29 protein-coding genes are annotated in these 25,515 nt (G+C 46.0%); 17 read left to right on the top strand and 12 right to left on the bottom strand.

All coding sequences use genetic code 11. The annotated features are described in order from the left end of the window. Positions 1-144: 144 nt before the first annotated feature. Positions 145-837 (bottom strand): aquaporin Z, encoded by a 693-nt coding sequence (gene aqpZ / locus ASUC_RS02125; protein ID WP_012072171.1) that lies wholly within the window; start codon positions 835-837, stop codon positions 145-147. Positions 838-1,034: 197 nt separating this feature from the next. Here aqpZ and metJ point away from each other — a divergent pair, with 197 nt between their 5' ends. Next, positions 1,035-1,352, top strand: coding sequence for a met regulon transcriptional regulator MetJ (gene metJ, locus ASUC_RS02120; RefSeq protein ID WP_012072170.1), 318 nt, complete (start codon positions 1,035-1,037; stop codon positions 1,350-1,352). Between the two features lie 166 nt (positions 1,353-1,518). Here the strand turns inward: metJ and ASUC_RS02115 are convergent, their stop codons facing one another. The 3 genes from ASUC_RS02115 to ASUC_RS02105 all read right to left on the bottom strand — a co-directional run bounded on the left by ASUC_RS02115 (position 1,519) and on the right by ASUC_RS02105 (position 5,570). Then, positions 1,519-3,525 carry a UDP-glucose:protein N-beta-glucosyltransferase gene (locus ASUC_RS02115; protein ID WP_012072169.1) on the bottom strand — a complete coding sequence of 669 codons (2,007 nt, stop codon included), beginning with the start codon at positions 3,523-3,525 and terminating at the stop codon, positions 1,519-1,521. 20 nt (positions 3,526-3,545) lie between these two features. Continuing rightward, positions 3,546-4,880 carry a 30S ribosomal protein S12 methylthiotransferase RimO gene (rimO, locus tag ASUC_RS02110; protein WP_012072168.1) on the bottom strand — a complete coding sequence of 445 codons (1,335 nt, stop codon included), beginning with the start codon at positions 4,878-4,880 and terminating at the stop codon, positions 3,546-3,548. A gap of 132 nt (positions 4,881-5,012) precedes the next feature. Then, positions 5,013-5,570 carry a rhodanese family protein gene (locus ASUC_RS02105; protein ID WP_404799663.1) on the bottom strand — a complete coding sequence of 186 codons (558 nt, stop codon included), beginning with the start codon at positions 5,568-5,570 and terminating at the stop codon, positions 5,013-5,015. 336 nt (positions 5,571-5,906) lie between these two features. On the opposite strand from ASUC_RS02105, the gene ASUC_RS02100 reads away from it, so the two are divergent. After that, entirely contained in the window at positions 5,907-7,064 is a 1,158-nt protein-coding gene (locus ASUC_RS02100) for an iron-containing alcohol dehydrogenase (protein WP_012072166.1), read from the top strand. Between the two features lie 82 nt (positions 7,065-7,146). Here ASUC_RS02100 and mioC read toward each other — a convergent pair whose 3' ends face one another. Both mioC and rfaD read right to left on the bottom strand, forming a co-directional pair. Then, entirely contained in the window at positions 7,147-7,590 is a 444-nt protein-coding gene (gene mioC, locus ASUC_RS02095) for an FMN-binding protein MioC (RefSeq protein WP_012072165.1), read from the bottom strand. Between the two features lie 34 nt (positions 7,591-7,624). Further along, positions 7,625-8,551 carry an ADP-glyceromanno-heptose 6-epimerase gene (rfaD, locus tag ASUC_RS02090; protein ID WP_012072164.1) on the bottom strand — a complete coding sequence of 309 codons (927 nt, stop codon included), beginning with the start codon at positions 8,549-8,551 and terminating at the stop codon, positions 7,625-7,627. A gap of 319 nt (positions 8,552-8,870) precedes the next feature. Here rfaD and ASUC_RS02085 point away from each other — a divergent pair, with 319 nt between their 5' ends. The 6 genes from ASUC_RS02085 (at position 8,871) to ASUC_RS02060 (ending at position 13,399) form a co-directional block, all read left to right on the top strand. Next, positions 8,871-9,233 (top strand): hypothetical protein, encoded by a 363-nt coding sequence (locus tag ASUC_RS02085; protein WP_012072163.1) that lies wholly within the window; start codon positions 8,871-8,873, stop codon positions 9,231-9,233. A gap of 70 nt (positions 9,234-9,303) precedes the next feature. Beyond that, positions 9,304-9,717 carry a hypothetical protein gene (locus tag ASUC_RS02080; RefSeq protein ID WP_012072162.1) on the top strand — a complete coding sequence of 138 codons (414 nt, stop codon included), beginning with the start codon at positions 9,304-9,306 and terminating at the stop codon, positions 9,715-9,717. Positions 9,718-9,899: 182 nt separating this feature from the next. After that, a complete protein-coding gene (locus ASUC_RS02075; protein WP_245822052.1) occupies positions 9,900-10,163 on the top strand; it encodes a hypothetical protein in 264 nt (87 codons plus the stop codon). 60 nt (positions 10,164-10,223) lie between these two features. Beyond that, on the top strand, positions 10,224-11,810 hold the full coding sequence (locus ASUC_RS02070) for a DUF4384 domain-containing protein (protein ID WP_012072160.1): 1,587 nt from the start codon (positions 10,224-10,226) through the stop codon (positions 11,808-11,810). A gap of 13 nt (positions 11,811-11,823) precedes the next feature. After that, complete coding sequence (locus tag ASUC_RS02065; RefSeq protein ID WP_012072159.1) at positions 11,824-12,891, top strand: tetratricopeptide repeat protein; 1,068 nt, start codon at positions 11,824-11,826, stop codon at positions 12,889-12,891. 10 nt (positions 12,892-12,901) lie between these two features. After that, positions 12,902-13,399: a pentapeptide repeat-containing protein gene (locus ASUC_RS02060; RefSeq protein ID WP_012072158.1), complete on the top strand. Its 498-nt coding sequence runs from the start codon at positions 12,902-12,904 to the stop codon at positions 13,397-13,399. Between the two features lie 187 nt (positions 13,400-13,586). On the opposite strand, the gene glpX is transcribed toward ASUC_RS02060, so the two are convergent. Further along, a complete protein-coding gene (gene glpX, locus ASUC_RS02055) occupies positions 13,587-14,600 on the bottom strand; it encodes a class II fructose-bisphosphatase (protein WP_012072157.1) in 1,014 nt (337 codons plus the stop codon). Positions 14,601-14,769: 169 nt separating this feature from the next. Between glpX and zapB the strand changes: the two genes are divergently transcribed. Continuing rightward, positions 14,770-14,988 (top strand): cell division protein ZapB, encoded by a 219-nt coding sequence (zapB, locus tag ASUC_RS02050; RefSeq protein WP_012072156.1) that lies wholly within the window; start codon positions 14,770-14,772, stop codon positions 14,986-14,988. 66 nt (positions 14,989-15,054) lie between these two features. On the opposite strand, the gene fabR is transcribed toward zapB, so the two are convergent. Both fabR and oxyR read right to left on the bottom strand, forming a co-directional pair. After that, a complete protein-coding gene (gene fabR / locus ASUC_RS02045) occupies positions 15,055-15,654 on the bottom strand; it encodes an HTH-type transcriptional repressor FabR (RefSeq protein WP_012072155.1) in 600 nt (199 codons plus the stop codon). 1 nt (position 15,655) lies between these two features. Beyond that, positions 15,656-16,558, bottom strand: a complete 903-nt coding sequence (gene oxyR, locus ASUC_RS02040; protein WP_012072154.1) for a DNA-binding transcriptional regulator OxyR — start codon at positions 16,556-16,558, stop codon at positions 15,656-15,658. 132 nt (positions 16,559-16,690) lie between these two features. Here oxyR and ASUC_RS02035 point away from each other — a divergent pair, with 132 nt between their 5' ends. The 8 genes from ASUC_RS02035 (at position 16,691) to ASUC_RS02000 (ending at position 22,980) form a co-directional block, all read left to right on the top strand. Continuing rightward, positions 16,691-17,413 carry a glutathione peroxidase gene (locus ASUC_RS02035; RefSeq protein WP_012072153.1) on the top strand — a complete coding sequence of 241 codons (723 nt, stop codon included), beginning with the start codon at positions 16,691-16,693 and terminating at the stop codon, positions 17,411-17,413. A 228-nt stretch (positions 17,414-17,641) separates the two neighbouring features. Further along, a complete protein-coding gene (ftsE, locus tag ASUC_RS02030) occupies positions 17,642-18,292 on the top strand; it encodes a cell division ATP-binding protein FtsE (protein ID WP_012072152.1) in 651 nt (216 codons plus the stop codon). 17 nt (positions 18,293-18,309) lie between these two features. Continuing rightward, entirely contained in the window at positions 18,310-19,236 is a 927-nt protein-coding gene (ftsX, locus tag ASUC_RS02025) for a permease-like cell division protein FtsX (RefSeq protein ID WP_012072151.1), read from the top strand. A 120-nt stretch (positions 19,237-19,356) separates the two neighbouring features. After that, a complete protein-coding gene (locus ASUC_RS02020) occupies positions 19,357-19,794 on the top strand; it encodes a rhodanese-like domain-containing protein (protein ID WP_012072150.1) in 438 nt (145 codons plus the stop codon). Positions 19,795-19,804: 10 nt separating this feature from the next. Then, the gene (secB, locus tag ASUC_RS02015; protein ID WP_012072149.1) at positions 19,805-20,305 is read left to right on the top strand and encodes a protein-export chaperone SecB; all 501 of its coding nucleotides are present in this window, start codon (positions 19,805-19,807) and stop codon (positions 20,303-20,305) included. Positions 20,306-20,364: 59 nt separating this feature from the next. Continuing rightward, positions 20,365-21,372: an NAD(P)H-dependent glycerol-3-phosphate dehydrogenase gene (gene gpsA / locus ASUC_RS02010; protein WP_012072148.1), complete on the top strand. Its 1,008-nt coding sequence runs from the start codon at positions 20,365-20,367 to the stop codon at positions 21,370-21,372. A 9-nt stretch (positions 21,373-21,381) separates the two neighbouring features. Further along, entirely contained in the window at positions 21,382-22,179 is a 798-nt protein-coding gene (gene cysE / locus ASUC_RS02005) for a serine O-acetyltransferase (protein ID WP_011979036.1), read from the top strand. A 90-nt stretch (positions 22,180-22,269) separates the two neighbouring features. After that, on the top strand, positions 22,270-22,980 hold the full coding sequence (locus ASUC_RS02000) for a lipopolysaccharide kinase InaA family protein (RefSeq protein WP_011979035.1): 711 nt from the start codon (positions 22,270-22,272) through the stop codon (positions 22,978-22,980). Positions 22,981-23,049: 69 nt separating this feature from the next. Here the strand turns inward: ASUC_RS02000 and hemN are convergent, their stop codons facing one another. The 3 genes from hemN to yihI are packed head-to-tail and all read right to left on the bottom strand — an operon-like array spanning position 23,050 to position 25,481. Continuing rightward, positions 23,050-24,417, bottom strand: a complete 1,368-nt coding sequence (hemN, locus tag ASUC_RS01995; RefSeq protein ID WP_011979034.1) for an oxygen-independent coproporphyrinogen III oxidase — start codon at positions 24,415-24,417, stop codon at positions 23,050-23,052. A gap of 53 nt (positions 24,418-24,470) precedes the next feature. Then, positions 24,471-24,902: a DUF2489 domain-containing protein gene (locus ASUC_RS01990; protein ID WP_011979033.1), complete on the bottom strand. Its 432-nt coding sequence runs from the start codon at positions 24,900-24,902 to the stop codon at positions 24,471-24,473. A gap of 3 nt (positions 24,903-24,905) precedes the next feature. Beyond that, a complete protein-coding gene (gene yihI, locus ASUC_RS01985; protein WP_011979032.1) occupies positions 24,906-25,481 on the bottom strand; it encodes a Der GTPase-activating protein YihI in 576 nt (191 codons plus the stop codon). Positions 25,482-25,515 lie beyond the last annotated feature (34 nt).

Here is a 25,515-nt window from a genome sequence, read left to right as displayed (position 1 = left end):
AATTTAACGGGTTTTCATAAAACCTCGAAATTTTTGACCGCACTTTTTATTGATATGTCGTAAAACCGAATCACAGGACGCGATAATTTAACGGTTTTACCTCATTTTTTAAACTGCCGTACCGTGAGCAAAACCAGCAAGCGATTAGTCTCTGCTTTCTAATAAAGCACGATAAATTAATCCGCCGATAATACCGCCTACGATTGGTGCTACCCAGAAAACCCATAATTGGTCCAACGCCCAGCCGCCTTGGAATACGGCAACTGCGGTGGAACGCGCCGGGTTCACGGAAGTATTGGAAACGGGAATACTGATTAAATGGATTAAGGTTAAAGCCAAACCGATGGCGATTGGCGCAAAACCTGCCGGAGCGCGTTTATCCGTTGCACCGTGGATGATAATTAAGAAAAATGCGGTTAACACGATTTCCGCAATCACCACGGCACCGAAGGAATAACCGTTAGGCGAATGTTCTCCGAAGCCGTTTGAAGCAAATCCGCCGGCAACCGCATCAAAATCCGCTTTACCGGACGCAATGGCATAAAGCACTGCCGCACCGACGATCCCGCCTAATACTTGCGCAATGATGTAACCGACGGCATCTTTGCCTTGAAAGCGGCCGCCGGCAACCAAACCTAAAGTGACTGCCGGATTAAAATGACCGCCTGAAATATGACCGACCGCATAAGCCATGGTTAATACGGTTAAACCGAAAGCCAACGCCACACCGGCAAAGCCGATGCCTAATTCCGGATAAGCCGCGGCTAATACGGCGGAACCGCAACCGCCGAATACCAGCCAGAATGTACCGAAGAATTCGGCAAATATTTTTTTCATAATAAACCTCCTCGTTAAGAATATGACGCGTCATTATGATTGCGCGCGAGTTATTAGTCTAAACTATTTGTAAAAAGTTTTGTGACTTTTGTCAGTTTTTACAAAATTTTTACTTTTGGCAGTCCATACGTCCAGATTGAGATTTGCCTGTTTTTTGATTAAAATACCCACAAAATTTTCAATGATTAGGATCTAACATGGCGAATTGGGACGGGAAATATATCAGCCCTTACGTAGAACACGGTAAAAAGAGCGAACAGGTGAAGAAAATCACGGTGTCGATTCCGATTAAGGTCTTGGAGATTTTGACCAACGAACGTACCCGACGTCAAATTAAAAACCTGCGTCACGCCACTAACAGCGAATTGTTGTGCGAAGCGTTTCTGCACGCTTTCACCGGACAACCGTTGCCAACGGACAGCGATTTGCTGAAAGAACGCCATGACGAAATTCCCGAGTATGCCAAACAAATAATGCGCGAATCGGGCGTTGATCCGGAAGAATGGGAATATTAAAAAAATCCCGCTGTGTAATATCAGCGGGATTTTTTTATTATCACTTTGATTCTTTTCTTTTATTATCAATCCTCGGAGGAATTGCCCTAGAGATTATCGGCAAAAAGTCGGCATAAAAACACTGCGTTTTTTGACCGCACTTTGTGTGTAAACTCAGTGACAAATTTTAGGCTTTACCGTTGGTTGTCCGCTTTTTTGTCGCTGTCGTTTTCTTCGTTTCCGTTTTTTTAGCCGTAGACTTGGAAGCGACGGATTTTTTGTCCGTTATCTTTTTTTCTTTTTTTACCGGCCACCCGGCTAAAATCACGCCGTTTTTATCCGCCCATTCGGTTAATTTGGCTGAAAAAGTGCGTCCCATCGGACTCGGATCGCCGGTGAATAAGGCTTGCAAACCGTTATTTTCGATAATATGCAGACGCAACGCCAGACGTTCAGTATGATTTTCCGCCAGACGGACGGCGCGTTCCACATATTCGTCCACCGTCTTGGCAATCAGCCATTCCGGCAAACCGAGACGTTTAAACAAGCCTTCGTCGATGTGCTCGTGTACTTCCGGACCGGTTTTGCACACGCCTACCAAACCCAATGTCACCATGTCGATAATGCCGTTAGTATTACCGAACGGGAACGGGTTCACCATCATGTCACAATGATTCAGAATTTCCAGATACTGATGATACGGTGTATGCGGATGAGCCGTGGCATCATCGCCTAAATACGACTTGATGAAACGCGTGACATAGGGATGAGTGATACCTTGCGATTGCCCTAACGCAAAGTGGAAGTGCACTTTCACTTTCGCGCGATCGCGAATGGCTTTTAAGGCTTCTAAAAAGTACGGATTTAATTTCATTGTGGTGGAAGCAATTCCGATGTTCACCACTTCAGGATTTTCCCGCAACTTATAATTTACCGCTTTCGGTGCAAGTGCGGAAGGCACGTAAGGCAGTGCGTCTTTCGGTAAACGCAACAGGGTTTCGCTAAAACAGTCTTCCGACCCCACATAATCGTCTTCCACCACCACATATTCAATATATGGCGAATGCGTGGTCGCCGGATGTCCTAAGGCAATCGCCTGAATCGGCGCCAAGCGCGTATTGCTCAGGAAAATCGGCAGTAAATCCATGCCGATGGACGGCATATAAAGAATTGCCGCAGCGAATTCTTCGCAGATGTTACGCACGAATTCCATTTTATCTTTCAGGCTGTTCCCCTGTATTTGGCGAAATTCGTCGAACACATCGCGACCCAACTGATCCACCGCTTCGCCGCCGATACCGAGCAGATAAAAATGTTCGCGCGCCGCCCGCATAGAAGTGGAATGGGTACGGTAAATGGAATGAGCGGAATGGAAATGTTCCAGCACCACGACCATAACCGGTTTACCGTTTTTATTACCGATGCGGGAAACATCGCGATCCTGCCAGCCGAGCAGTTCGATATGGCGACGAATAACTTGATTTAAGGCGTGTTTCACCTGATGTTTATTGGCGGCGACATCATAACTGCAGTGCATATACACATCGTGGGAAATAGCGCTCGGTACATTGTTCAAATCCGGTAGGGTTGCCAATCGGGCAGGGAACCATTGCAGAATAGTGTTTCGTTTGGAAAATGCCGCTTGAGTACCGATAAAACGCGGTGACTGCAGAGCAAAACATAAAGATGCGCAAAGGGTCGGATTTAAATTCCACAGGATATCCAGATTTACATTTAAATTCGACTCCGGCAAATACATAATACAGAACTTTACCAATGAAGCGGGGTTGTTATCGATGCGGATATCCGATGAACCCGGCTCCGAATTTTGGTTATAAACCTGCAAAATGTGATCCGCATTGATATAAGGCGAACTGGCGAAGATCAAAGAAAGCCAACGTTGAAACATAAAGAAACGCTGCGCGCCGGAATCGGAAACCGACAAAGCTTTATCGCTGAACAAAGCGGTGATTGCCGTCGCCATGCGGGTACAAAAATAAACATGTTTATCCTGTACCAGATTTTCATTTGCCAACTGAATCGGCATTCGGCAGTCAATGCCCGTGATATTGCCGAATTGGCCGTCGATTTTCGCCAAAATATTCAGTAACTCCGTACAAGCCGCTTCATAGTTTTTTTCTACGACAGCTTGTTCGAAGAGTTCGACGCTTGGATTTTTTTTCTGCTCCGTCATGAGATTTTCCTCAGTTTGATCTAACAAGTTCCCCACAGATCATATTCGTCTGCCCGGGTAATTCGGACATCAATAATGTCACCAATTCTGACCGCACTTTGGCCCACATTATCTACATAAACCACGCCGTCGATTTCCGGTGCGTCCGCCATGGAGCGACCGATAATGCCTTCTTCATCGATCTCATCCACAATGACTTTCCATGTTTTCCCGATTTTTTGTTGCAGACGCGCCGCAGAAATTTCCTGTTGTAACTGCATGAAGCGCTGAAAACGCTCTTCTTTCACCTCTTCCGGCACTTGGTCGGGCATGTCCGTGGCCGTTGCGCCGTCCACCGGACTGAATTTAAAACAACCGACGCGATCAAGCTGCGCTTCTTTTAAAAAATCAAGCAATAACTGAAAATCTTCTTCGGTTTCACCGGGGAAACCGACAATAAAAGTTGAACGTAAAGTCAATTCCGGACAAATTTCACGCCAGTTTTTAATACGTTCCAGTACGCGTTCTACGGAGCCGGGGCGTTTCATCGCTTTCAGAATTTTCGGGCTGGCGTGTTGCAGCGGAATATCCAAATACGGCAAAATTTTGCCCGCCGCCATTAACGGGATTAAATCGTCTACATGCGGATACGGATAAACATAATGCAAACGCACCCATACACCCAGCGTTCCCAACATTTGGCATAAGGTAATCAGATTATTCTTAATCGGTATACCGTTCCAGAAAACGGTTTTATTCTGCGTTTCTTTGCTTTGATCCAAGGAATATGCCGAGGTATCCTGCGACACCACTAACAGTTCTTTTACGCCGGAATCCGCCAACCGTTTGGCCTCATCCAGAATTTGCGTAATCGGACGGCTGTCCAAATCACCGCGCAATGACGGAATAATGCAAAAGGTACATTTGTGATCGCAACCTTCGGAAATTTTCAAATAGGCATAATGTTTCGGCGTAAGTTTTACGCCTTGACTCGGCACCACGTTGATATACGGATTGTACGCAGGCTTCGGCACATATTTGTGCACGTGCTCCATTACCGCTTCATAACTGTGCGGGCCGGTAATCTCCAATACTTTCGGGTGAACTTCGCGGATTCGGTCTTCTTTCGCACCCAAGCACCCCGTTACCAGCACTTTACCGTTGGCTTCCAACGCTTCACCGATGGCTTCAAGGGATTCCTGTACCGCGGAATCGATAAACCCGCAGGTATTAACAATCACTAAATCGGCATTTTCATAGGTAGGGATAATGTTGTAACCGTCGCTGCGCAGTTCGGTCAGAATACGTTCGGAATCCACTAAATTTTTCGGACAGCCCAAGCTGACGAAGCCGATATTAGGCACGGAGTGAGTCATAAAAAATTATCTCAATAACATAAAACTAAACTGAGACCAGTCCTCCGACCACTCCCAGCAAAAACGGTGCTAATTGTACAAAAATCATCCAACAGAGGCAAGCTGTATTTACATGAAATATTGATAAACTAATCATCGTTTATTCCACGGACATTTTGCCAACAACACCGCCATTCCGCAAAAACCCGATATACCGGCGAAAACCAACCCTGCTCCGACCAATCCGCTTAGCAAAAATCCCCAAGGCGACACCCCATAACCCAACAGCACGCCCAACAATACCAAACTGCCCGCTGCAATTTGCACTTGACGCATTAACGGCAAAGGTTGCGCTTTATCTATCACAGTCGCAAGGCCCGCTTTTTTCCATGCCGCTAATCCGCCGTCTAAAATATACACTTCGCCGACATGTTTCGTTATTTTGGTTAACCGTTCAATATTCGCCTGGGTACGCATACCCGACTGGCAATGAAACACCACACAGGGCGCATCGGTTTCAATGTCTTGTTTCAGGCTGTCCAGAGGGTGGCACCGTGATTGTTCGATATATTCGCGACAATGTTCGTCCGCATTACGAATATCGATAAGCAATGCGCCCCGCGCAAGTTTTTCCTGTAATTGATAAGGCGTGATTTTTTTAATGTCCATCATAAGTTCCTTTTTAGCTTGCATAAATAACAATTCCGACATATCGGATACCGTAACCCCCTTATAATAGAGATTTTCCGTGTCGGATTAAAACTTTTTTAACCGAGCGGAAAATGGTTAATTGATAACCCGCCGATATTATCGTTAATCACATAATCCGACGCTTAGGCGGTTAAAAATAAAGTGCGGTCAAATTTCGCCAAGTTTTTTTCAAAAATTTGAAGCTCATCACATTTATTACAAAAATGTTGCGTAAATGTAAATTTACACTTTACGGCATTTACAATCGGGGCGTATAGTACAAATATCAATCAGAAATTGCTGATTTGATAACCAATGACGAATTTGATTTATCAGTTTCTTGTGGAGGTAGTGATTATGTCAACATATTATTTTTTACCAACCAGAAATGTATTCGGCGAAAATGCAGTTGAAGAAGTCGGCACATTAATGAAAAGTTTAGGCGGCAACAATCCTCTGATTGTTACCGATGCTTTCCTCGCCAAAAACGGTATGGCGGATCAATTAGCCGCCGTATTAAGTAACGCAGGTTTAAAACCGGTGATTTTCGGCGGTGCCGAACCGAATCCGACAGACAAAAACGTAGAAGAGGGTATTGTGTTTTATAACGAACACGGTTGCGATTCCATCATTTCTTTGGGCGGTGGTTCCTCCCACGACTGTGCCAAAGGTATCGGTTTAATCGCCAGTAACGGCGGACGCATTCAGGATTACGAAGGCGTCGATCGTTCCCACAATGCGATGGTACCGCTGATGGCGGTCAACACCACGGCGGGAACGGCGTCTGAAATCACCCGGTTCTGTATTATTACCGACACGGCGCGGAAAGTGAAAATGGCGATTGTAGACTGGCGCATCACTCCGCAAATCGCGGTGAACGATCCATTGTTGATGAAAGGCATGCCGCCAAGCCTGACCGCAGCAACCGGTATGGACGCCCTGACGCACGCAATCGAAGCCTACGTATCCACTGCCGCCAACCCGCTCACGGATGCCGCAGCGCTGATGGCGATCACCATGATTCAGCAATACCTGCCGAAAGCGGTAGCGAACGGCGACTATATGAAAGCCCGCGATAAAATGGCATATGCGCAATATTTGGCAGGTATCGCTTTCAATAATGCCTCTCTCGGCTATGTTCATGCGATGGCACACCAACTGGGCGGTTTCTACAACCTGCCGCACGGTGTGTGTAACGCGATTCTGTTGCCTTATGTGGAAGAATTCAACCTCATCGGTAATCTCAACCGTTTCCGCGACATCGCCAAAGCTATGGGTGAAAATATCGACGGTTTATGCACGGACGATGCGGCACTGAAAGCCATTGGCGCGATTCGCCGTTTAAGCAAACAAGTGGGAATCCCGGCAAATCTGCAACTGCTCGGCGTGAAACCGGAAGATTTCGACGTGATGGCGGAAAATGCGATGAAAGACGTGTGTATGCTCACCAATCCGCGCAAAGCCACCAAACAGCAAGTCATCGAAATTTTCCAACGGGCTTATGACGGCGATTAATTCGTCAAAACATATACCTGTTAAACGGATAAGAAAAAAGTGCGGTCAATTTGACCGCACTTTTGCTTTGATTTAAATGAATTTATAAAGCGTCGATAAAATTCGGCAACCAGTTTTCCGCGGCTTGTTCGTGATCCGCCTGCGTTAATACGTCAATCCGCAGGGAATCGCAAAGCCGGGTCGCACCTTGACCGAGCAGCAGATTTTCCACTTTATCCACCGCCAAACAGAAAGTGTCGTAATCGGAATTCCCCAACCCCGCCACCGCAAAGCGAAGCGCCGACAAATCGGTTTTTTCTTCGGCGATTCGGTTCATCAGCGGCTTGAGGTTATCCGGCAAATCGCCGGCACCATGGGTTGAAGTGACCACCAGCCAGATTTTATCCTCAATAACGTCGTCTAAAGTCGCGGCATTTTGTACGGTGACGTCAAACCCTTTTTGTTGTAATAGATCGCCTAAGTGATCGCCCACATATTCGGCGGCACCTAAAGTCGACCCGGTAATAATTGAAATTTCTTCTGACATTTCAAAGCCTTATATTTCATATTCGGAGGATTGGTCATTTACGGTTTAACCACGCCATATACTCCGCCACCCCTTCGGCAACGGATTTGAATTTTAAATTACAGCCGGCGGCGCGCAATTTGGTGAGATCCGCCTGCGTGTATTCCTGATAACGGGATTTTAGGTGATCCGGGAACGGAATAGTTTCAATCGCACCCTTACCATGGTGTTTAATCACCGCTTCCGCAACGGCTTTAAAACTTTCGGCATGACCTGTACCGCAGTTGAAAATACCGGAAATTTTATTTTGCCACGCCCAGATATTGACGGCGGCGACGTCGCCGACATAAACAAAATCCCGCAGGAAATGCTCGCTACCGGCAAATAATTTCGGATTTTCGCCTTTCAGAATTTGATTGTTCAGATGGAATGCCACGCTGGACATACTGCCTTTGTGTTGTTCACGCGGTCCGTAAACATTGAAATATTTGAATCCGCAAACCGGCGAGGAAGCGTTCGGTAAAATTTCGCGTACATATTGATCGAATAAGAATTTGGAATAACCGTATACGTTCAACGGACCTTCAAATTGACGCTCTTCCACAAATTCCGTTTTATCGCCGTAAGTAGCCGCACTTGAAGCATAGAAAAACGGAATTTCGCGATCTAAACAGTAATGCAACAATTCTTTGGAATATTCATAATTGTTGTGCATGATGTATTTGCCGTCCCATTCGGTGGTGGCGGAACAGGCCCCCTCGTGGAATACGGCATCGATATCGCCGAAATCATCACCGGCGATAATTTGTGCGATGAAATCTTCTTTATCGCAGTAATCCGCAATGTCTAAATCCACTAAGTTGATAAATTTAGTACCGTCTTTCAGATTATCCACCACTAAAATATCTTTGCGGCCTAAATCATTTAATGATTTAACGATATTACTACCGATAAAACCTGCGCCGCCTGTCACGATAATCATAATGCTGTCCTTTTTTGTGTATTAAACCCAGTAAGTATTGTAATAGATTTTGATTTATTCAGGCAGGAAAATTTTTATCAAAAATATACTTTTTTCACTAAAAAACCCTGAGGATTTAACCATGAAAATCAAGTCTTACAGACTTTTACAAATCTTTGCACTGCCTAAATAATAAACATTAAACTATTGATATACTTATAAATACATTAAGAGAAAAGTTAACATAACTTTTAGTTACAGCTTATTTTCGGTTTTCGCCGTTTGATCTTAGAAAATCTCTATAGTAGGCTGAAAAAGCATCATATAAAAGGAGGATGCCATGATTAGACAATTGATTGCTCTGATAACGCTGTCCGTTGCCATGACCGCGGTTTCTGCCAATACGCAGAATGTCACGATATCGGGAAGCGTTATTAACAAGTCTGATTCTGCAGGAAAGGCGTCTATTAACGTCGGTTCTAACGTAGGCCGGGTTGTCGGTTCGAACAATTCGCAAACGGTAGTCGTTAACGGTTCGCTTATCAACACCGCTTCGGGTGGCGGGAAAGCCGCGATTAACTTAGGTTCTTCGGTGAATTATGCCGGCAGTAATAATCAGGTTGTATCGGTCGGTACCATTGTTAATTCAGCCTCCGGCGGCGGTGAATCCGAAGTGAATATCGGTTCGGTCGTGAAAGATTAATACCGATTTTTTGCAAGAATTATCTTATGTAAAATTATTCTTTTGAATTTTATTCAAATAAGGGGTTTTTATGAAAAACTTAATGAAAACAGTGCTTACAGCAGGACTTATCGCTACATTTTCTGTAGCAACAGCCAATGCCAAGGTTACAATTAAAGGTGATAATAAACAGACTGCAGAGTTAAAAGGCGGCGCTATAAATATGGCTATGGGTAGTGGTAAAGCGGTTCAAAATGTGGCATCCAATCAAGGTAAAGTGACTATTAAGGGGAATAATGATCAATCTGCAACGGTTACTGGGGTAGCAATGAATATGGGTATGGGAAGTGGCAAAGCGACTCAGAACTTAGCATCTAACCATGGTAAAGTACAAATTGATGGTAATAACAAACAATCTGTAAATATTACAGGTGCTGCAATAAATATGAGTACGGACGGTGATGCCATACAAAATCTGTCATCTAACAGTAGCGAAGATTATTAATTATTCTTCGTTTAACCTCGGGAGCCAATTGATTGCTCCCGGAGTTTTCTTCATTTAGATGGGAGATTGCCATGAAAATGAATAAATCTTTTTATATTTGTGTTACAGCCTGCTTATTCGTATTTTCGACTTCAGTTTTTTCTGCGTCCCCCCAGTCTCAGGAGCTCGTACCAAGACAAGGGATGTCCCCCTTAGATAAAGCAAAAGTCCATTCCGTACAGGCTCAGAACTGGGCGAAAATGGGAAAATCGGGCTATGATGCCGAAGAAGTGACGGAAAGAACCACGGAAGGCAGTTCGGTAAGCGGTATCGGCTCCAAAAGTTGTGTGACGAATATCGGTACGACAACGGCGACAAGCGGCGTAAGTTCCGGTAAATACGGACCAAGCAAAAATTCCGATAATATCGTAATTATCAAAGGCGATGTTGTCAGTCTTTGTAAATAACCTTCTCCAATAAAGATATTATTTTATCATTTTTTAATTTTTACTTAAGGGAATCATTCTGTGAAAATCCATCATGTGTTTCTTTCATATGTTGCCGCGTCGGTTTTAGCCGGTTGTTCGACGGGTACGCAATTACACGGCGACAGGCCTTATATCGAATCCACTACCACCCATACCCGTCCGGTGTCGGAGCCGGTCAGAGCCATGACCAGTTTCAGCGACAGCTTAAACTGTATGGATAATTTATTATTACAAAGCAATGCGGGGCAAACAGTTGTCGCCATAAAAACCATCAACGATCCGTCCGGCAAAGCGTTAGTCGCCGCAAACGACATGATTGTGACCGCACTTTCACAAATGTCCCGTACCAGCGGAGCATTCAGAGTGGTGGATTTTGAAATCAATCCGATGAAACAGGATACGGTACAAACCTTATCAAGCCTGCTTTTACCGACCGGCAGTATGCAGATTCCGGCGCCGCAAATTTATATTTCTGGTGCTGTTTCTTATGTAGATCAGAATGTTCTGAAAAAATCCGACAGTGCGGGTATTTCGGTGAGTGACGATGTAGAACTCGGTATTTCCGGCGATTTAATTACCACCGCCCTGGGCATGGAGTTACACATAGGGGATTTCCTCACCCGAACTTTATATCCGGGCATTGATTCGGCCAATGAAATCGTCGCCGCCAACAAAGGTTTCGGTTTAGATTCCGGTGCGAAGATCCGTAAAGTGGGTATTCAATTCTCTTTCGAACGTAATTTATCGCAAGGGGTCGGTTCGGCGGTACGTACTCTCACGGACTTAGGAATGATCGAGCTGGTGGGTAAATATGCGCAGGTGCCGTATTGGCAATGTTTGTCTTTGGATCAGTCTCATCCGGAATTCCAACGTCAGTTATTGGATTGGTTTGAAGGCATGGGTGAAACGGAAAAAGTGAAATTATTCCAAACTGGATTGCGTAACCTCGGTTATTACAACGGTCGCGTAGACGGCAAACCGACGACGGCATTTAAAGAAGCGTTAACCTTATTCCAAAAAGATAATAATGCCACACCGTCCGGCGTAATTAACTTCGAAAGCTATGAACGGATAATGAAAAATTACACGCGGGTTGACGGCAGCGGTAATATCAGAAAAGCCGGTTTACAGCCTTCAGGTAAAAAAGATGAAGACGGTTCGAACGAACCGCGCAACGGTTATCCGTATTTTTACACGGACAAAGGAGATCCTATTAGCTTGAATATGTCGTCGGATAAATCCCAATATCGGGTCGGCGACAAACTGTCTCTTGCCATTAACGCCGACAAAGAAGGTTCGCATGTAAGCTGTTTTTACCAGGATGCAAGTAACAGTATTGCGCAGATTTATCCGAATCCGTTAGAAGCGGAAGAAAATCTCTCGGCGGAGAAAACGCTGAATCTACCGAGCACTAATGCTTATTCTTTGGATTTAAGCAGTGCCGGAAACGAATCGGTAATGTGTATCGCCTCCTATTCGTCTTTAGCATCGCGTTTAAGCCAGACATTAGGCGAACCGTTTAACCCGATCAATGTCAAAGATATGGCGGAACTCTCCGCGAAGCTAAAAGAAGTCTTTGGCGATGAAATTAAAGGTATGCAAACCGTTTCTTACAGGGTTAAGTAATAAGGAGGAGAATATGTCGACGTATTTTCGCCGCTTTCCCTTAAATCACATCGTATTTACATTGAGTAGCGTCTTAGTCGCTATTCACTGTGAAGCGGCAATTGTGATTAATAAACCGCCTGTGAGTTCAAGCGAATATGTTCCGATTCAGGCTCCGGCGGCGGTAATGCCGAACGAAGACGACGAGTCGGATCGAATCACCGCGCTCGGACAGGCGTTCGAAGCCTATAAACGGGAAAATTATTCTTACGCCTATAATATTTTTTCCCATTATGCCGATATGAGCGAACCGCACGGCATGCTGGCAACAGGATATTTCCTGTTTATGGGCTACGGTACCGCACCGGATTACGGTCAAGCGAAACGTTATCTGGAGCGGGCGAACGGTTTGGGATTCGTGCGGGCAACCACCTTATTGGGTTTATTGGAACAACGCACTAACCCGCAACCCTCTAATCAAACCGCACTCCGTTTATTGATGAAAGCGGCAAACATGGGCGATTCGGTGGCGGCCAACGCACTGGCAAATCTGTATTACCGCCGCGGCAATATTACCGACGCTGTTGTTTGGAACGAAAAAGCCATAGCATTAGGTAGCTATGCGGCAAAACGTAATCAAAAGAACCTGGCGACGGCGCCGAACAGACCTCAACAGATTGTCAGCGTAAATAATAACGAACATTTGCAAAAATTACGGCAGGAATCGCAAGCCGGCAACGGACAAGCCAGTTATGAATTGGCAACACGCTACCACAAAGGGGCGGGGGTGCCTCAGAATTTCGGTGAAGCCATCCGATTATATCGAATCGCCGCTCAACAAGGGAACGAGCAGGCGCGAAAAATATTACCTATCATCCTGTCTAAACAAAATGCATCGGGAAACAGCTTGAACAGTTTATGGATGCAGGAAACGTCAAATATGGTGACGACACCGCCTATCGTATTGGCACCGGCCGGGCAGGACGGTAAATCGGGAAAAAGCTCGTCTTCCGCCGCCGGCACTAACAGCTTGGCGGAAGATGATCCGTTGGAAAACTTACTTTTGCTGGAACCCAATCGTTCTATGATAATCAATAAATAAGGGAGACAATATGACAATGTTAATTAAAGCCGCGCAAACCGCCGCATTAACCCTGATGGCGTCAACCGTCGCATTTGCGGCGGATAACCAACAAAGCGTTTCGGTGCAGGGTACCATCATCAACAAAGCGGTCGGACCGAATGCGGTTTCCGAACAAAATATTCCGGGTCGTCACACCGTGGCGAAAAACGCGACGATAAAAACCGTTAACGGAAAAACCACGGTGATTCCTAATGATAAAGCGGATTCCATACCGCTGGAAGCCCGTGAGGATTTCATTAACGCAAAATTAGCGGGACGAAACCTTTCTAACAAAAACTTTGCCGGTATGGATTTTACCAATGCCAATTTGGCACGTACCAATCTGCGCCGTGCTAATCTGCAAAACGCGGTACTGATTAATGCGGATCTGCGTAATGCGGATCTCTCCGGCGCGAATTTAAAAGGCGCGGATTTAACCAATGCCCGGTTTGACGGCGCAAAAACCGACGGAACGGTTTGGAAATAACGTCCCGGGTGATTTACGTTCGATAAAAAAGCTTGGTCTTAATGCCAAGCTTTTATTTTATGCGCATAAAGTGCGGTCAGAATTCGATATGTTTTTCTATCCGATATCCTTGAAAAGAGCGCAACCAGCTTAGGAACTTATCGCAGAAGACGGCATAAAAAACCATATTTTCGACCGCACTTTCCGTCTATTCACCGATTAACTTATAAATTTCCGCATCTTTACGATCAAGATAATGCATGGATTGAATACGCCGAATCGTGCGGGATTTACCGCGAATCAGTAAGGTTTCGGTGGTGGCTAAATTTCCTTTGCGTTGAATGCCCTTGAGCAAATCGCCGTTGGTAATACCCGTTGCCGAAAACACAAGATTATCGTCTTTGGCGAGATCGTCCAATTTCAACACCGTATTCACTTCCACACCGTTTTCATGACAGCGACGGATTTCTTGTTCGCCAACCTTTCGATTTTCAGGCGTATCCTCTTTCACTTGATTACGCGGCAGTAAACGTGCTTGCATATCGCCGTGCAAAGCGCGAACCGCGGCGGCGGATATCACGCCTTCCGGCGCGCCGCCGATGCCGTAAAGTATATCGATACCACCGTCCGGTAAACAGCATAACAATGACGCCGCCACATCGCCGTCCGGAATACACATTACGCGGGCGCCCAGATTCTGAATACGAGTAATCACTTCTTCATGGCGGGGTTTGGCAAGCACGGCGACGGTTAATTGTGTGACGGATTTCCCCAAACGCTGTGCGACGCGCCGACAGTTCTGTTCGATAGGCAGATTCAAATCGATCATGCCGTTTAATTCAGGACCGACCACCAATTTTTCCATATACATATCCGGTGCACGCAGGAATGTATTTTTACCGCCCGCCGCCAACACGGCAATGGCATTTGCCTGCCCCATTGCCGTCATTCGCGTACCGTCGATAGGATCCACTGCAATTGATACCACTTCCCCCATGCCGGAACCCAATTTTTCACCGATATAGAGCATCGGAGCCTGATCGATTTCGCCTTCACCGATAACGATTTCCCCATCCATGTGAATTTGGTTCAGCATAAAACGCATAGCTTTGACGGCGGCGTCATCAGCCGCATTTTTATCACCGCGTCCCAACCAGGCAAAAGCGGCAAGCGCTGCGGCTTCGGTAATACGTGAAAATTCAATGGCTAAAGCTCGATTCATCTGTCTGTCCCCTTTGTTTGATGAAATTGGAGTAATTCTAACACTCCGGCAAACGGTTGCGGAAAAAATATTTCCGGATCCAAAAAAATTCTGTTTCGGTCGTTCAAATTTGTACAGTTCTAGAGTAGAATACTCACACTTTATTTTGTTTTATCAAAGGGAAATCACCATGTCATCAGAAATTTTAGATCAATTAGAAAGCAAAATCCGCCAGGCGGTAGAAACTATCCAGTTGCTTCAGTTGGAAGTGGAAGAGTTAAAAGAAAAAAATGATCAAGCGCAGCAAGCCAATGACGCATTACGTAACGAAAACGAACAACTTAAGGTCGAACATAATAACTGGCAGGAACGTTTACGGTCATTATTAGGTCAAATCGACAACGTTTAGTTTATTATCTAAAAAACGATCTTAACGGATCGTTTTTTAATCGTAAAAACAGAGGGAAGCCGGTTTTTAGTGCGAATGCATCGCCCCTCTGGCAAGCATACGTAATTGCAGGATGAGGCGTTCTTTCAGCTGTTCCCGTTCTTTCGGATTCATATCCAAAGCATTCGCGCCGGCGGTAAACACCAATGTAACCATACCTTCCGCCTGAACATAAGCGATATATTGGGAATAACCGTGTTTGTTCGCAATATATTCCGCCAGTTCGTCGGCAAAATGCTTGATTTCCCGTGCCGCCGCCGTACGAAATGCCTGAGAGGTCCCTGAACTTTCACGCAACAACAAGCGAAATACATTGGGACTGCTATTAATAAATTCAAAAAATGTTTCTACCGAAATAGCGATAACACTGCCGCCTTTTTCAATCCGTTTACGCGCCTGTCGCATCAACTGACGCAAAGTCAAACCCGCTTCATCCACCATTACCAATCCGAGCTCGTCCATATCTTTAAAATGACGATAAAACGACGTTGCGGCGATATTAGCTTCGCGCGCCACTTCACGCAGACTGAGATTGGAAAAACTTTTTTCCGCATTAAGCTGATTGAACGCTGCATCAACCAGTGCACGCCGGGTTTTTTCCTTTTGAATTGCGCGAACCCCTGCCATGTTAATCCCCCTCTAAAATCGGTCTTACCGCTTTTTTAACCGCATTCGCCACACGTTCATAGCGGGCGCGTAACGGCGAACCGGGACGATAAATCAGGGCTATAGTCCGTTGCGGTTCAGGATTAATACAAGGGATGTATTTTACGCCCCGACGCTGGCCTTCATTTAACACCGCCAACTCCGGCATGAGCGTAACGCCGGCATTGGCGGCAATCATATTACGCAGCATTTCCAGACTGGTAGCCTGAAAATGCGAATTTTCCGATGCCCCGGCGGCAAAACAGTAACCCAATGCCTGCTCCCGAAGACAATGGCCGTCGTCCAGCATTAGAACTTCCGTACCTTTCAGATAATCCAAAGGAATATTTTTTTCTTTTGCCCAAGGGTGGGCTTCGGATACGGCAATCAACATTTTTTCATTAAATAACGGCACCTGAATAAACGGTTCCGTTTCGACAACCATGGCGACAATAGCGCAATCCAGACGTCCCGTCTCCAGTTGATCCACTAACTGGTTGGTTTGCGCTTCATACAGAAACAGTTCCAATTCCGGAAACGATTCTTTCAACACCGGCATGATATAAGGCAGCAAATAAGGTCCGACGGTAGGAATGACACCCACATGCAACGGGCCCGTCATATCCTTCCCCTGATTGCTTGCCATTTCTTTCAGCAATTTAACTTCACGCAATACTTGTTTGGCCTGTGCCACTAACAGCAATCCCGACTGAGTAAACAAAACTTTGCGACTGGTACGTTCAAGCAAAGTAATACCCAGTTCATCTTCAAGTTTTCGAATTTGACCGCTCAGAGTCGGTTGGCTCACATTACAGGCATCTGCGGCACGACGGAAATGTTTGAATTCGGCAAGCGAAACGAGGTATTCTAAATCACGGATATTCATAGCAATAATAACTCTTAATATAGAAAAAAACGATTGAATGAATAGAAATTAATTGATTGTAACGATATCATAAAAGTAACTATAATTCACCCCGTAAACAGAAAATCACATATCCAAACAGGAGAAAATATTATGAGTATGGAAGGTAAAAAAATTCCACAAGTCACATTCCACACACGCCAAGGCGATGCTTGGGTCGATGTTACCACATCCGAATTATTCGACAATAAAACTGTTGTCCTGTTCTCTCTTCCGGGAGCGTTTACGCCTACCTGTTCATCAACGCATTTACCGCGTTACAATGAACTGGCTTGCGAATTTAAAGCGTTAGGCGTTGACGATATTATCTGCATGTCCGTTAACGATACTTTTGTTATGAATGCCTGGAAAGCGGATCAGGAAGCCGAAAATATCACGGTTATTCCGGACGGTAACGGCGAATTTACCGAAGGCATGGGCATGTTGGTCGATAAAGAAGAGCTCGGGTTCGGCAAGCGTTCATGGCGTTATTCTATGCTGGTAAGAAACGGTGTAGTGGAAAAAATGTTTGTCGAACCGAACGAACCGGGTGATCCGTTCAAAGTTTCCGATGCCGATACCATGATTAAATATCTCAAACCGGATTGGACGGCGAAACCGTCGGTATCCATTTTCACCAAACCGGGATGCCCGTTCTGTGCCAAGGCAAAAGGATTGCTCAAAGTGAAGGGTTACACCTTTGAAGAAATCGTCCTGGGTCGTGACGCATCCACAATCTCGGTACGTGCCATTACCGGTAAAACGTCCGTACCGCAGGTCTTTATCGGCGGTGAATATATCGGCGGCAGCGAAGATTTGGAAAAATATTTCGCTTAACCGGGAGCGTAAATCCGAAAAAACGCTGTATTTCTAACCGCACTTTAATCCGCTCGCCATTCCGACGTGTATTTTTAACGAAGGAATAGCGGGCGGATTTTTTATCGGAGAGAGGATTGAAGATAAAAAACCGGATACGGAAAAATCCCGATAAGGTATCGTTCCGACGTTTAATCATTGAGCGGTTTTGGGTATAATTGCTCCGATTTTTTGCAAAGAGACCGAACAATGATTCATTTTCAGAATGTCAGCAAGGCGTATTTGGGCGGAAAGCCCGCCTTGCAGGGACTTACATTTCATTTACCCGTAGGCAGCATGACCTATCTTACCGGGCATTCCGGCGCGGGGAAGAGTACATTATTAAAGCTCATCATGGGGATGGAGCGCGCTAACGGCGGGCAAATCTGGTTCAACGGACACGATATTACCCGTCTTTCCCATTACGAATTACCTTTCTTGCGCCGTCAAATCGGTATGGTACACCAGGATTACCGGTTGTTGCCTGATCGTTCCGTAGCGGATAACGTAGCATTACCGTTAATTATCAGCGGCATGCACCCGAAAACCGCACGTGAACGCGCACTATCTTCTTTAGATCGCGTAGGATTGTACGAACGCGCCAATCATTTGCCGGTCCATTTATCCGGCGGTGAGCAACAACGGGTGGATATCGCCCGTGCCGTGGTACATAAACCGCAATTACTACTGGCAGATGAACCGACGGGTAATCTCGACAATGCATTATCTCTGGATTTATTTAATCTGTTCGAAGACCTCAACCGCATGGGCATGACCGTGTTGATTGCTACACATGATGTCGGTCTAATCAACCAAAAACCGAATCCCTGCCTTGTTCTGGAACAGGGCCGTTTGCGTTAAAATCGGAGAAATTTACTATGAGTTCAACACAAAAAGCTCCATTTTGGGTGCAAATGAAATATGTTTTAGCCTACGTCCGGGCGGATTTAATCAAGAAAAAATACGGCACGCTGCTAACCGTCTTGGTGATTGCCGTGTCGTTAACCATTCCGACCGTCAGTTTTTTACTGTGGAAAAATACCCATAACGCCATTACCCGATTTTCCCCGGACAGCGAGTTGACGGTGTATTTACACAAAAATCTCAATGAGGACGATGCTAACGGCGTAGTGGAAAAAGTCCGATCACAGGAGGGCGTAGAAAGTTTGAACTACGTGTCCCGCCAGGAAAGTCTGAAAGATTTCCGCGCATGGTCCGGCTTCGGTGAAGAATTAGATATTCTGGATGATAATCCGTTACCGGCCGTAGTAATGATTAAACCGACGGAGGAATTCAAAGCCTCGGAAAAACGTCAGGAACTACGGGAAAATCTCGCTAAAATCAAAGGGGTGGAAGAAGTACGTATGGATAACGATTGGCTGGAAAAACTCACCGCGATCACTTGGCTGATAGCCCATGTCGCCATTTTCTGTGCGGTATTGATGACGCTGGCGGTATTTCTGGTTATCGGTAACAGCATTCGTTCCGACGTATACAGTAGTCAGGCGGATATTCAGGTAATGAAATTACTGGGGGCGACGGATCAGTTTATTTTGCGTCCGTTTTTGTATACCGGCATTATTTACGGCTTTTTCGGTGCGTTTTTCGCCTGTTTTTTCAGCGCCTTACTCATCGGATATTTCACCAGTGCAGTGAAATATGTGACGGATATTTTTGCCGTCAGTTTTAATCTCGGCGGCTTGGATTTCGGCGAAATGCTGTTTTTGTTAGTGATTTGTTCCATTGTCGGTTACGCCTCCGCTTGGATTTCCGCTACCCGCCATATCCGTCTGTTGGACAAATAATTCAAGTGCGGGCAAAATTCTTTCGTTTTTTGACCGCACTTTTCCTTTCAGCCTTTGAAAATCCGCTCACTGCGGTTATACTTAACTCCTCTTTTTTATCATTAATCTATTGAGAACAACATGGAAGAATTTTTAACGCTGGCTACGCCTTTTATTAAAAATCATACGTTAATGGTCGTCGGCTGGGTTGCAATTTTTATTGCCTTTATCTACGTAAATTTCAAAGCGATCACCAGTAAAGTGAAATTGGTGTCCAATGCCGAAGCGGTCGCATTGATAAACAACCAAAACGCCGTAGTGATCGATTTACGTACCATCGAAGAATTCAAACGCGGACACATTGTGAACAGCAAAGAATTCGTCCCTTCGGATATTAAAAACCACAACCTGGGGAAACTGGAACAACACAAAGACGTGCCGGTCATTTTAGTCTGTGCCAGCGGCATCACCGCCCGCTCTTCAGGTGAAATTCTAGCCAAACAGGGCTTTAATCACGTTTACGTATTACAAGAAGGCATTGCTGGTTGGAATGCCGAAAATTTACCGTTAGTAAAATAAGGACTTCAACATGACAGATGAAAATCAAGCCGCACCGGCGGAACAAGCTCAAGAACCCGTATTACAAATTCAACGCATTTATGTAAAAGATGTGTCATTTGAAGCACCGAATCTGCCTGATATTTTTCAACAGGAATGGAAACCGAATTTAAACTTCGATTTGGGGACGGAAGCCAAACAATTAGGCGAGAATTTATTCGAGGTAACATTAAACGTATCGGTGGAAACAACACTTGAAGACAGCGGCGACGCCGCCTTTATCTGTGAAGTGAAACAAGCCGGCGTATTCACTATCGGCGGTTTAACCGATATCCAGTTAACCCATGCGTTAACCTCGCAGTGCCCGAATATGCTGTTTCCTTATGCCCGCGAGTTAGTGGCGAGTTTGGTCAATCGCGGTACATTCCCGCCGCTGAATTTAGCCCCGGTTAATTTCGATGCGCTTTTCCTTGAACATATGCGTCGCGTAGAAGAAGAATCTGCGCCGGAGGAACAGCCGACCCTCAATTAATTGTTCCGGATATCGGCAATGCTCACGTTTTCGGCGTGGGCTTTTCTTTAGGTGGAAATATGGTAAATCAATCTCCGATCACTATTCTGGGTGCCGGTTCTTACGGTACGGCATTGGCGATCTGCTTTTCCCGCAACGGTTACCCTACCACATTATGGGGACATAACCGCGAGGAATGTCAGCATTTGCAGCAAGAACGGCAGAATCGCCGTTTTCTGCCGGATATTGCCTTTCCCGACTCTCTAACCATTGAAGCGGATTTAGCAAGTGCGGTCAAAAAATCGAAAGATTTGTTGATTGTGGTGCCCAGTCACGCTTTCGGCGAAGTCATTCATCGGATTAAACCGTTCTTGCGTCCGGACAGCCGCATCGCATGGGCAACCAAAGGATTGGAACGAAACAGCGGACGCTTGTTGCAATCCGTGGTGGAAGACGAGCTGGGCAAGGCATACCCGTTGGCGGTGTTATCCGGTCCGACTTTTGCCAAAGAATTAGCCGCCGGTATGCCGACCGCAATCGCTTTAGCGGCAAACGACGAACGGTTCGCCCGGGAGTTTCAGACGCGCATTCATTGCAGTAAACACTTTCGGGTATACCTCAATCGGGACATGATCGGCGTACAACTGGGCGGAGCGATAAAAAACGTCATCGCCATTGCGGCAGGTATGTCGGACGGTCTGGGATTCGGCGCCAACGCACGTACTGCGCTGATTACCCGGGGACTGGCGGAAATCAGTCGTTTAGGCGTATCATTGGGGGCGAATCTGAAAACATTCACCGGCATGTCCGGCTTAGGCGACTTGGTGCTTACTTGTACCGATAATCAATCGCGCAACCGCCGTTTCGGTATGATGCTGGGACAGGGAGTTTCCGCTCAGGCGGCGATGGAACAAATCGGACAGATAGTGGAAGGTTTCTACAATACTAAAGAAACCATGGCATTAGCGCAGCGTCAGGGGGTGGAAATGCCGATCACAGAACAGATTTACGCCGCATTGTTCCATGGTAAAAATCCGCAGGAAATGGCGACCGCACTTTTACAGCGCGAACGAAAAGACGAATATTAAGGAACCGAAATGGCAATTAAAGTTTGGAAACAAATCCGGAAAGAGGCGCAGTGTCTGGTGAATAAAGAACCTATGCTGGCAAGCTTTTTCCATTCGACCATTTTAAAGCATAAGCATTTAGGCGGCGCACTGAGTTATATTCTGGCGAACAAACTGGCGACGACAACCATGCCTGCCATCACATTACGCGAAATTATCGAAGACGCCTATGCAGCCAAACCCAGCATTATCGAAAGTGCCGCCTGCGATATTACCGCGGTACGCCAGCGCGACCCGGCGGTAGATTTATGGTCGACGCCGTTGCTGTACCTGAAAGGATTTCACGCGTTGCAAAGTTACCGAATTACCCACTATTTATGGCAGGAAAACCGTCGTTCTCTGGCGATTTATCTGCAAAATCAGATTTCCGTAGCTTTTGATGTGGATATTCACCCGGCGGCGCGTATCGGCTGCGGCATTATGTTCGACCACGCCACCGGTATCGTAGTAGGAGAAACCGCAGTCATCGAAAACGACGTTTCTATCCTGCAGGGCGTGACGTTGGGCGGTACCGGTAAAGAATGCGGTGATCGTCATCCGAAAATCCGCGAAGGCGTGATGATCGGCGCCGGTGCGAAGATTCTGGGTAATATAGAAGTAGGCAAATATGCCAAAATCGGCGCTAATTCCGTGGTGTTACAACCGGTGCCAGAACATGCTACGGCAGCCGGCGTACCGGCGCGGATTATCGGCAAAGATCACGATTCCAAACCGGCGTTTGAAATGAACCAATATTTTATTGATGACGCGGCGATGCTGAATATTTAACGGAAAAGCCGTCTTACTAATCCGAGCGGGTTATCCCGCTCTTTTTATTTATATGGTAAAGTATTCTTCCGATAATTACAGGAGAAAAACGTGACATTAGCGGATTATGTTGAAACTTTACAGGCAGAACATCGCATGGAACGGGTTTATTCCTTTCAATTCGAAGGAAAATCTTACTGGCTGAAACAGCCGGAACATCCTAAAGGCATTCAACGTTTGCTCAAGCCGTTTTCCCGTGCCGCATTTAAACGGGAAATTCAACGCATAAAATTGCTGATTTTCCAGAAAGCGCCGATTCCACCGGTGAAAATTATCAATTCCCGTTGTTTGGTAATGGAGGATGCCGGACGTACCGTACGCTCTTGGTTGGAAAGCGATATTACAGACGAACAAAAGCAACGGATTCTGGACGACTGCGCAAAAACACTGGCTAATTTACATGCTCGCAATATTGTGCACGGACGTCCGTTATTAAAGGATATTTTGTGGCAAAACGGCAAAGCATCCTTTATCGATTTCGAAGTGGCTTCCCGTTCCCGTAAACTGGCGCAGCAAAAAACGCGTGACGCCCTACTGTTTATTTACGGCGTATGCCGGGAACGAACCACCCCCGCTCAGATTCAGCGTACCATCAATACCTTCATCCATTACGAAGACAGCCGTGTATGGCATTACGCCTTATCTTTGGTGAAAAAGCATCGTATTCTCTATTACGTCCTGCTCCCTTTCAAATCGCTGGCGAAAACGGATTTACTCGGTTTTTATGTGTTATTCGAAACGCTACTGACGAAGTTTTTATAATAAAATAAACAGAGAATAAAAGTGCGGTCGAAAACGCTTTCGTTTTTGACCGCACTTTAGGGTTACACATTAAATAATACGCGAGAACTGTTGCCGGCGAGCCTGTTGGCGTGAGTACGTATCGAAGCACAGACAGATGTTTCGGATCAACAAACGCCCCTTTGAGGACACCGTAATGCCGTTAGGCCGAATATCCGCCAAACCGTCTTCCGCCAACGGCTTCAGCAATGCTAAGTCCTCGGCAAAATGCGTATTGAAATCAATGTGATATTGCTGTTCGATAGCGGCATAATCCAATTTAAAATTGCAAATTAAAGCTTTAATCACATCCCGGCGCAGGCAATCCTCTTCCGTTAACGTCAGTCCTTTGTGTAACGCAATACCCTTTTCATCCACATCGGCGTAATATTGTTTCAGTTCTTTTTGGTTTTGCGCATAACTGTCGCCCAACAGGCTGATAGCCGAAACGCCTAATCCCAATAAATCGCATTCTTCCTGCGTGGTGTACCCCTGAAAATTTCGATGCAGAACGCCGTTTTGTTGCGCGATTGCCAGCTCATCGTCCGGTTTGGCGAAGTGATCCATACCGATAAATTTATAACCGGCGGCAGCTAAGGTTTCGATGGTATTTTGCAAAATACTGAGTTTGGTTTCCGGCGACGGCAAATCTTTGTCTTTGATTTTCACTTGTCCCGCGAAACGGCTCGGCAGGTGAGCGTAGTTGAATACGCTCAGGCGATCGGGATTCAATTCAATCACTTTTTGTAAGGTAAACATGAAGCTTTCCACCGTTTGGAACGGCAAACCGTAAATTAAATCCAGATTAGTCGATTGAAAACCCAGTTCGCGCGCGCGTACCAGTAAGGCGCGAATAAAGTCTTCATCTTGCTCGCGGTTGACGGCTTTTTGTACTTCTTTGTTGAAATCCTGTACGCCCATGCTGATACGGTTAAAACCGATATTGCGTAAGTGCTCCAACATGGATAATTCGATTTCGCGCGGATCCATTTCAATGGAAATCTCGGCGTTCTCCGCAATGTTAAAATTAGATTTCAGCATATCCATCAAACGGGCGGATTGCGCTTCGCTCAAATAAGTCGGCGTGCCGCCCCCCCAGTGAATTTGGGTGGCGGTACGGTTTTTGAATAAAGGCGCGCGGTTGGTTATTTCTTTTTCGAGGAAATCCAGATAAATATCCGCCTTATGCTGGTGACGGGTAATCACTTTATTGCACCCGCAGAAATAGCAAAGCTTATGACAAAACGGAATATGCACATACAAGGACAACGGACGGTCGGGATAGCGCGCCGCTGCCGTTTCAAAATCGTTTTCGCTGTAATTTTCGTTAAATTCCAGCGCCGTAGGATAACTCGTATAACGAGGCCCGGATTGATTGTATTTTTGAATCAGGGCGAGATCAAAAGTAATATCGGTCATATCGTCAGGTTAAATTTATGGTTACAGAGTAGATTGTTACGTCTCGGGCAAGTCTACGGCAATTCGCTTAACAGCAGTTTCGCTTCGGCTTTAATTGCCGCCTCCAACTCGATTTCTTTCGCTTCGCGTTCGAGATCCAACCTCATGCGCTCGTTTTTCTTTAAGGCTCTCCGCTCGTCATGAGTCGGCATATCACGTACCGTTTCATAAAGCCGCCACATGGCGGCATATTCTGTCAAGGTTTTCTGCCCGAGGGGGTCCAGCAGCATTTTCAACCGAATTACGCCTTCCGAATGATTACATTCGCCCGACTGCATGGCGCGGGCAATAATCCGGATGCTTTCTTTTAATCGTGCCACGCGCGCCTGCCGGGCTTGTTGGTACAGCCGTTGCTGTTTGTGTAATTGCGCCAACAGATAAACGGAATAAGCCGCCATTGCCAGCATAACTGCAACGCCGATTACAAATAATACGGTAGTCATCATAAATTAACGGAATTGATTAATATCGATTTTTTCAAAAGTACGCAGCAAATCGTCTTCGCCCTCTTCATCGTCGCTGATGCCCAATTCATCCATCAGTTGCGCAATGCGGGCTAAGCATTCGTCCACAAAAACCTGATCTTCTTTACTGAGGACTTTACCGGCATCCAGTTGATCCAGCAAATCGTTCAGACATTCGTTATTTTCCAGCTGTTCCAGCTCCGTCGCGGGATCAAGCGCGGTCGGTTTTTTCTCGGTTTTTATCGGTTGAATAAATTGTCCTTTTTCCGGCTTATTCACAAATTCTACCACCAGCGGCACTTTTTTACGGCTGCCGATACGCGGATCTTTTACTTCCGTTTGTTGATTTTTACCGCTATCCGAAGAGGCGCTGTGGCGCGAACCGGAATCCAAGCCTTTATGCTTGCGCTTGCGTTTTTCCTCGCGTGCTCTGGCATCCAATTCATAACGGGTTAATTTCTTGCCGGGACGCGCCTTAACCGCCCCGATTTCAGTTTTTTTATCGGCTTTACGCGTCGGCATAACATCGGTTAAACGACGGGATTTTTTCTGTCTGGACATGATTTTTTCAGCTAAATTAAATGTCCCGCGATTG

The organism is Actinobacillus succinogenes 130Z, from assembly GCF_000017245.1.
GTDB lineage: Bacteria > Pseudomonadota > Gammaproteobacteria > Enterobacterales > Pasteurellaceae > Exercitatus > Exercitatus succinogenes.
The sequence above is the reverse complement of the archived record's forward strand: the minus strand, read 5'-3'. Positions and strand labels throughout refer to the sequence as shown.

Coding starts and splice junctions, on each gene's coding strand:
- aqpZ (WP_012072171.1), bottom strand. CDS start 837: ATGAAAAAAATATTTGCCGAATTCTTCGGTACATTCTGGCTGGTATTC.
- metJ (WP_012072170.1), top strand. CDS start 1,035: ATGGCGAATTGGGACGGGAAATATATCAGCCCTTACGTAGAACACGGT.
- ASUC_RS02115 (WP_012072169.1), bottom strand. CDS start 3,525: ATGACGGAGCAGAAAAAAAATCCAAGCGTCGAACTCTTCGAACAAGCT.
- rimO (WP_012072168.1), bottom strand. CDS start 4,880: ATGACTCACTCCGTGCCTAATATCGGCTTCGTCAGCTTGGGCTGTCCG.
- ASUC_RS02105 (WP_404799663.1), bottom strand. CDS start 5,570: ATGTCGGAATTGTTATTTATGCAAGCTAAAAAGGAACTTATGATGGAC.
- ASUC_RS02100 (WP_012072166.1), top strand. CDS start 5,907: ATGTCAACATATTATTTTTTACCAACCAGAAATGTATTCGGCGAAAAT.
- mioC (WP_012072165.1), bottom strand. CDS start 7,590: ATGTCAGAAGAAATTTCAATTATTACCGGGTCGACTTTAGGTGCCGCC.
- rfaD (WP_012072164.1), bottom strand. CDS start 8,551: ATGATTATCGTGACAGGCGGCGCAGGTTTTATCGGTAGTAATATCGTT.
- ASUC_RS02085 (WP_012072163.1), top strand. CDS start 8,871: ATGATTAGACAATTGATTGCTCTGATAACGCTGTCCGTTGCCATGACC.
- ASUC_RS02080 (WP_012072162.1), top strand. CDS start 9,304: ATGAAAAACTTAATGAAAACAGTGCTTACAGCAGGACTTATCGCTACA.
- ASUC_RS02075 (WP_245822052.1), top strand. CDS start 9,900: ATGTCCCCCTTAGATAAAGCAAAAGTCCATTCCGTACAGGCTCAGAAC.
- ASUC_RS02065 (WP_012072159.1), top strand. CDS start 11,824: ATGTCGACGTATTTTCGCCGCTTTCCCTTAAATCACATCGTATTTACA.
- ASUC_RS02060 (WP_012072158.1), top strand. CDS start 12,902: ATGACAATGTTAATTAAAGCCGCGCAAACCGCCGCATTAACCCTGATG.
- glpX (WP_012072157.1), bottom strand. CDS start 14,600: ATGAATCGAGCTTTAGCCATTGAATTTTCACGTATTACCGAAGCCGCA.
- zapB (WP_012072156.1), top strand. CDS start 14,770: ATGTCATCAGAAATTTTAGATCAATTAGAAAGCAAAATCCGCCAGGCG.
- fabR (WP_012072155.1), bottom strand. CDS start 15,654: ATGGCAGGGGTTCGCGCAATTCAAAAGGAAAAAACCCGGCGTGCACTG.
- oxyR (WP_012072154.1), bottom strand. CDS start 16,558: ATGAATATCCGTGATTTAGAATACCTCGTTTCGCTTGCCGAATTCAAA.
- ASUC_RS02035 (WP_012072153.1), top strand. CDS start 16,691: ATGAGTATGGAAGGTAAAAAAATTCCACAAGTCACATTCCACACACGC.
- ftsE (WP_012072152.1), top strand. CDS start 17,642: ATGATTCATTTTCAGAATGTCAGCAAGGCGTATTTGGGCGGAAAGCCC.
- ftsX (WP_012072151.1), top strand. CDS start 18,310: ATGAGTTCAACACAAAAAGCTCCATTTTGGGTGCAAATGAAATATGTT.
- ASUC_RS02020 (WP_012072150.1), top strand. CDS start 19,357: ATGGAAGAATTTTTAACGCTGGCTACGCCTTTTATTAAAAATCATACG.
- secB (WP_012072149.1), top strand. CDS start 19,805: ATGACAGATGAAAATCAAGCCGCACCGGCGGAACAAGCTCAAGAACCC.
- gpsA (WP_012072148.1), top strand. CDS start 20,365: ATGGTAAATCAATCTCCGATCACTATTCTGGGTGCCGGTTCTTACGGT.
- cysE (WP_011979036.1), top strand. CDS start 21,382: ATGGCAATTAAAGTTTGGAAACAAATCCGGAAAGAGGCGCAGTGTCTG.
- hemN (WP_011979034.1), bottom strand. CDS start 24,417: ATGACCGATATTACTTTTGATCTCGCCCTGATTCAAAAATACAATCAA.
- ASUC_RS01990 (WP_011979033.1), bottom strand. CDS start 24,902: ATGATGACTACCGTATTATTTGTAATCGGCGTTGCAGTTATGCTGGCA.
- yihI (WP_011979032.1), bottom strand. CDS start 25,481: ATGTCCAGACAGAAAAAATCCCGTCGTTTAACCGATGTTATGCCGACG.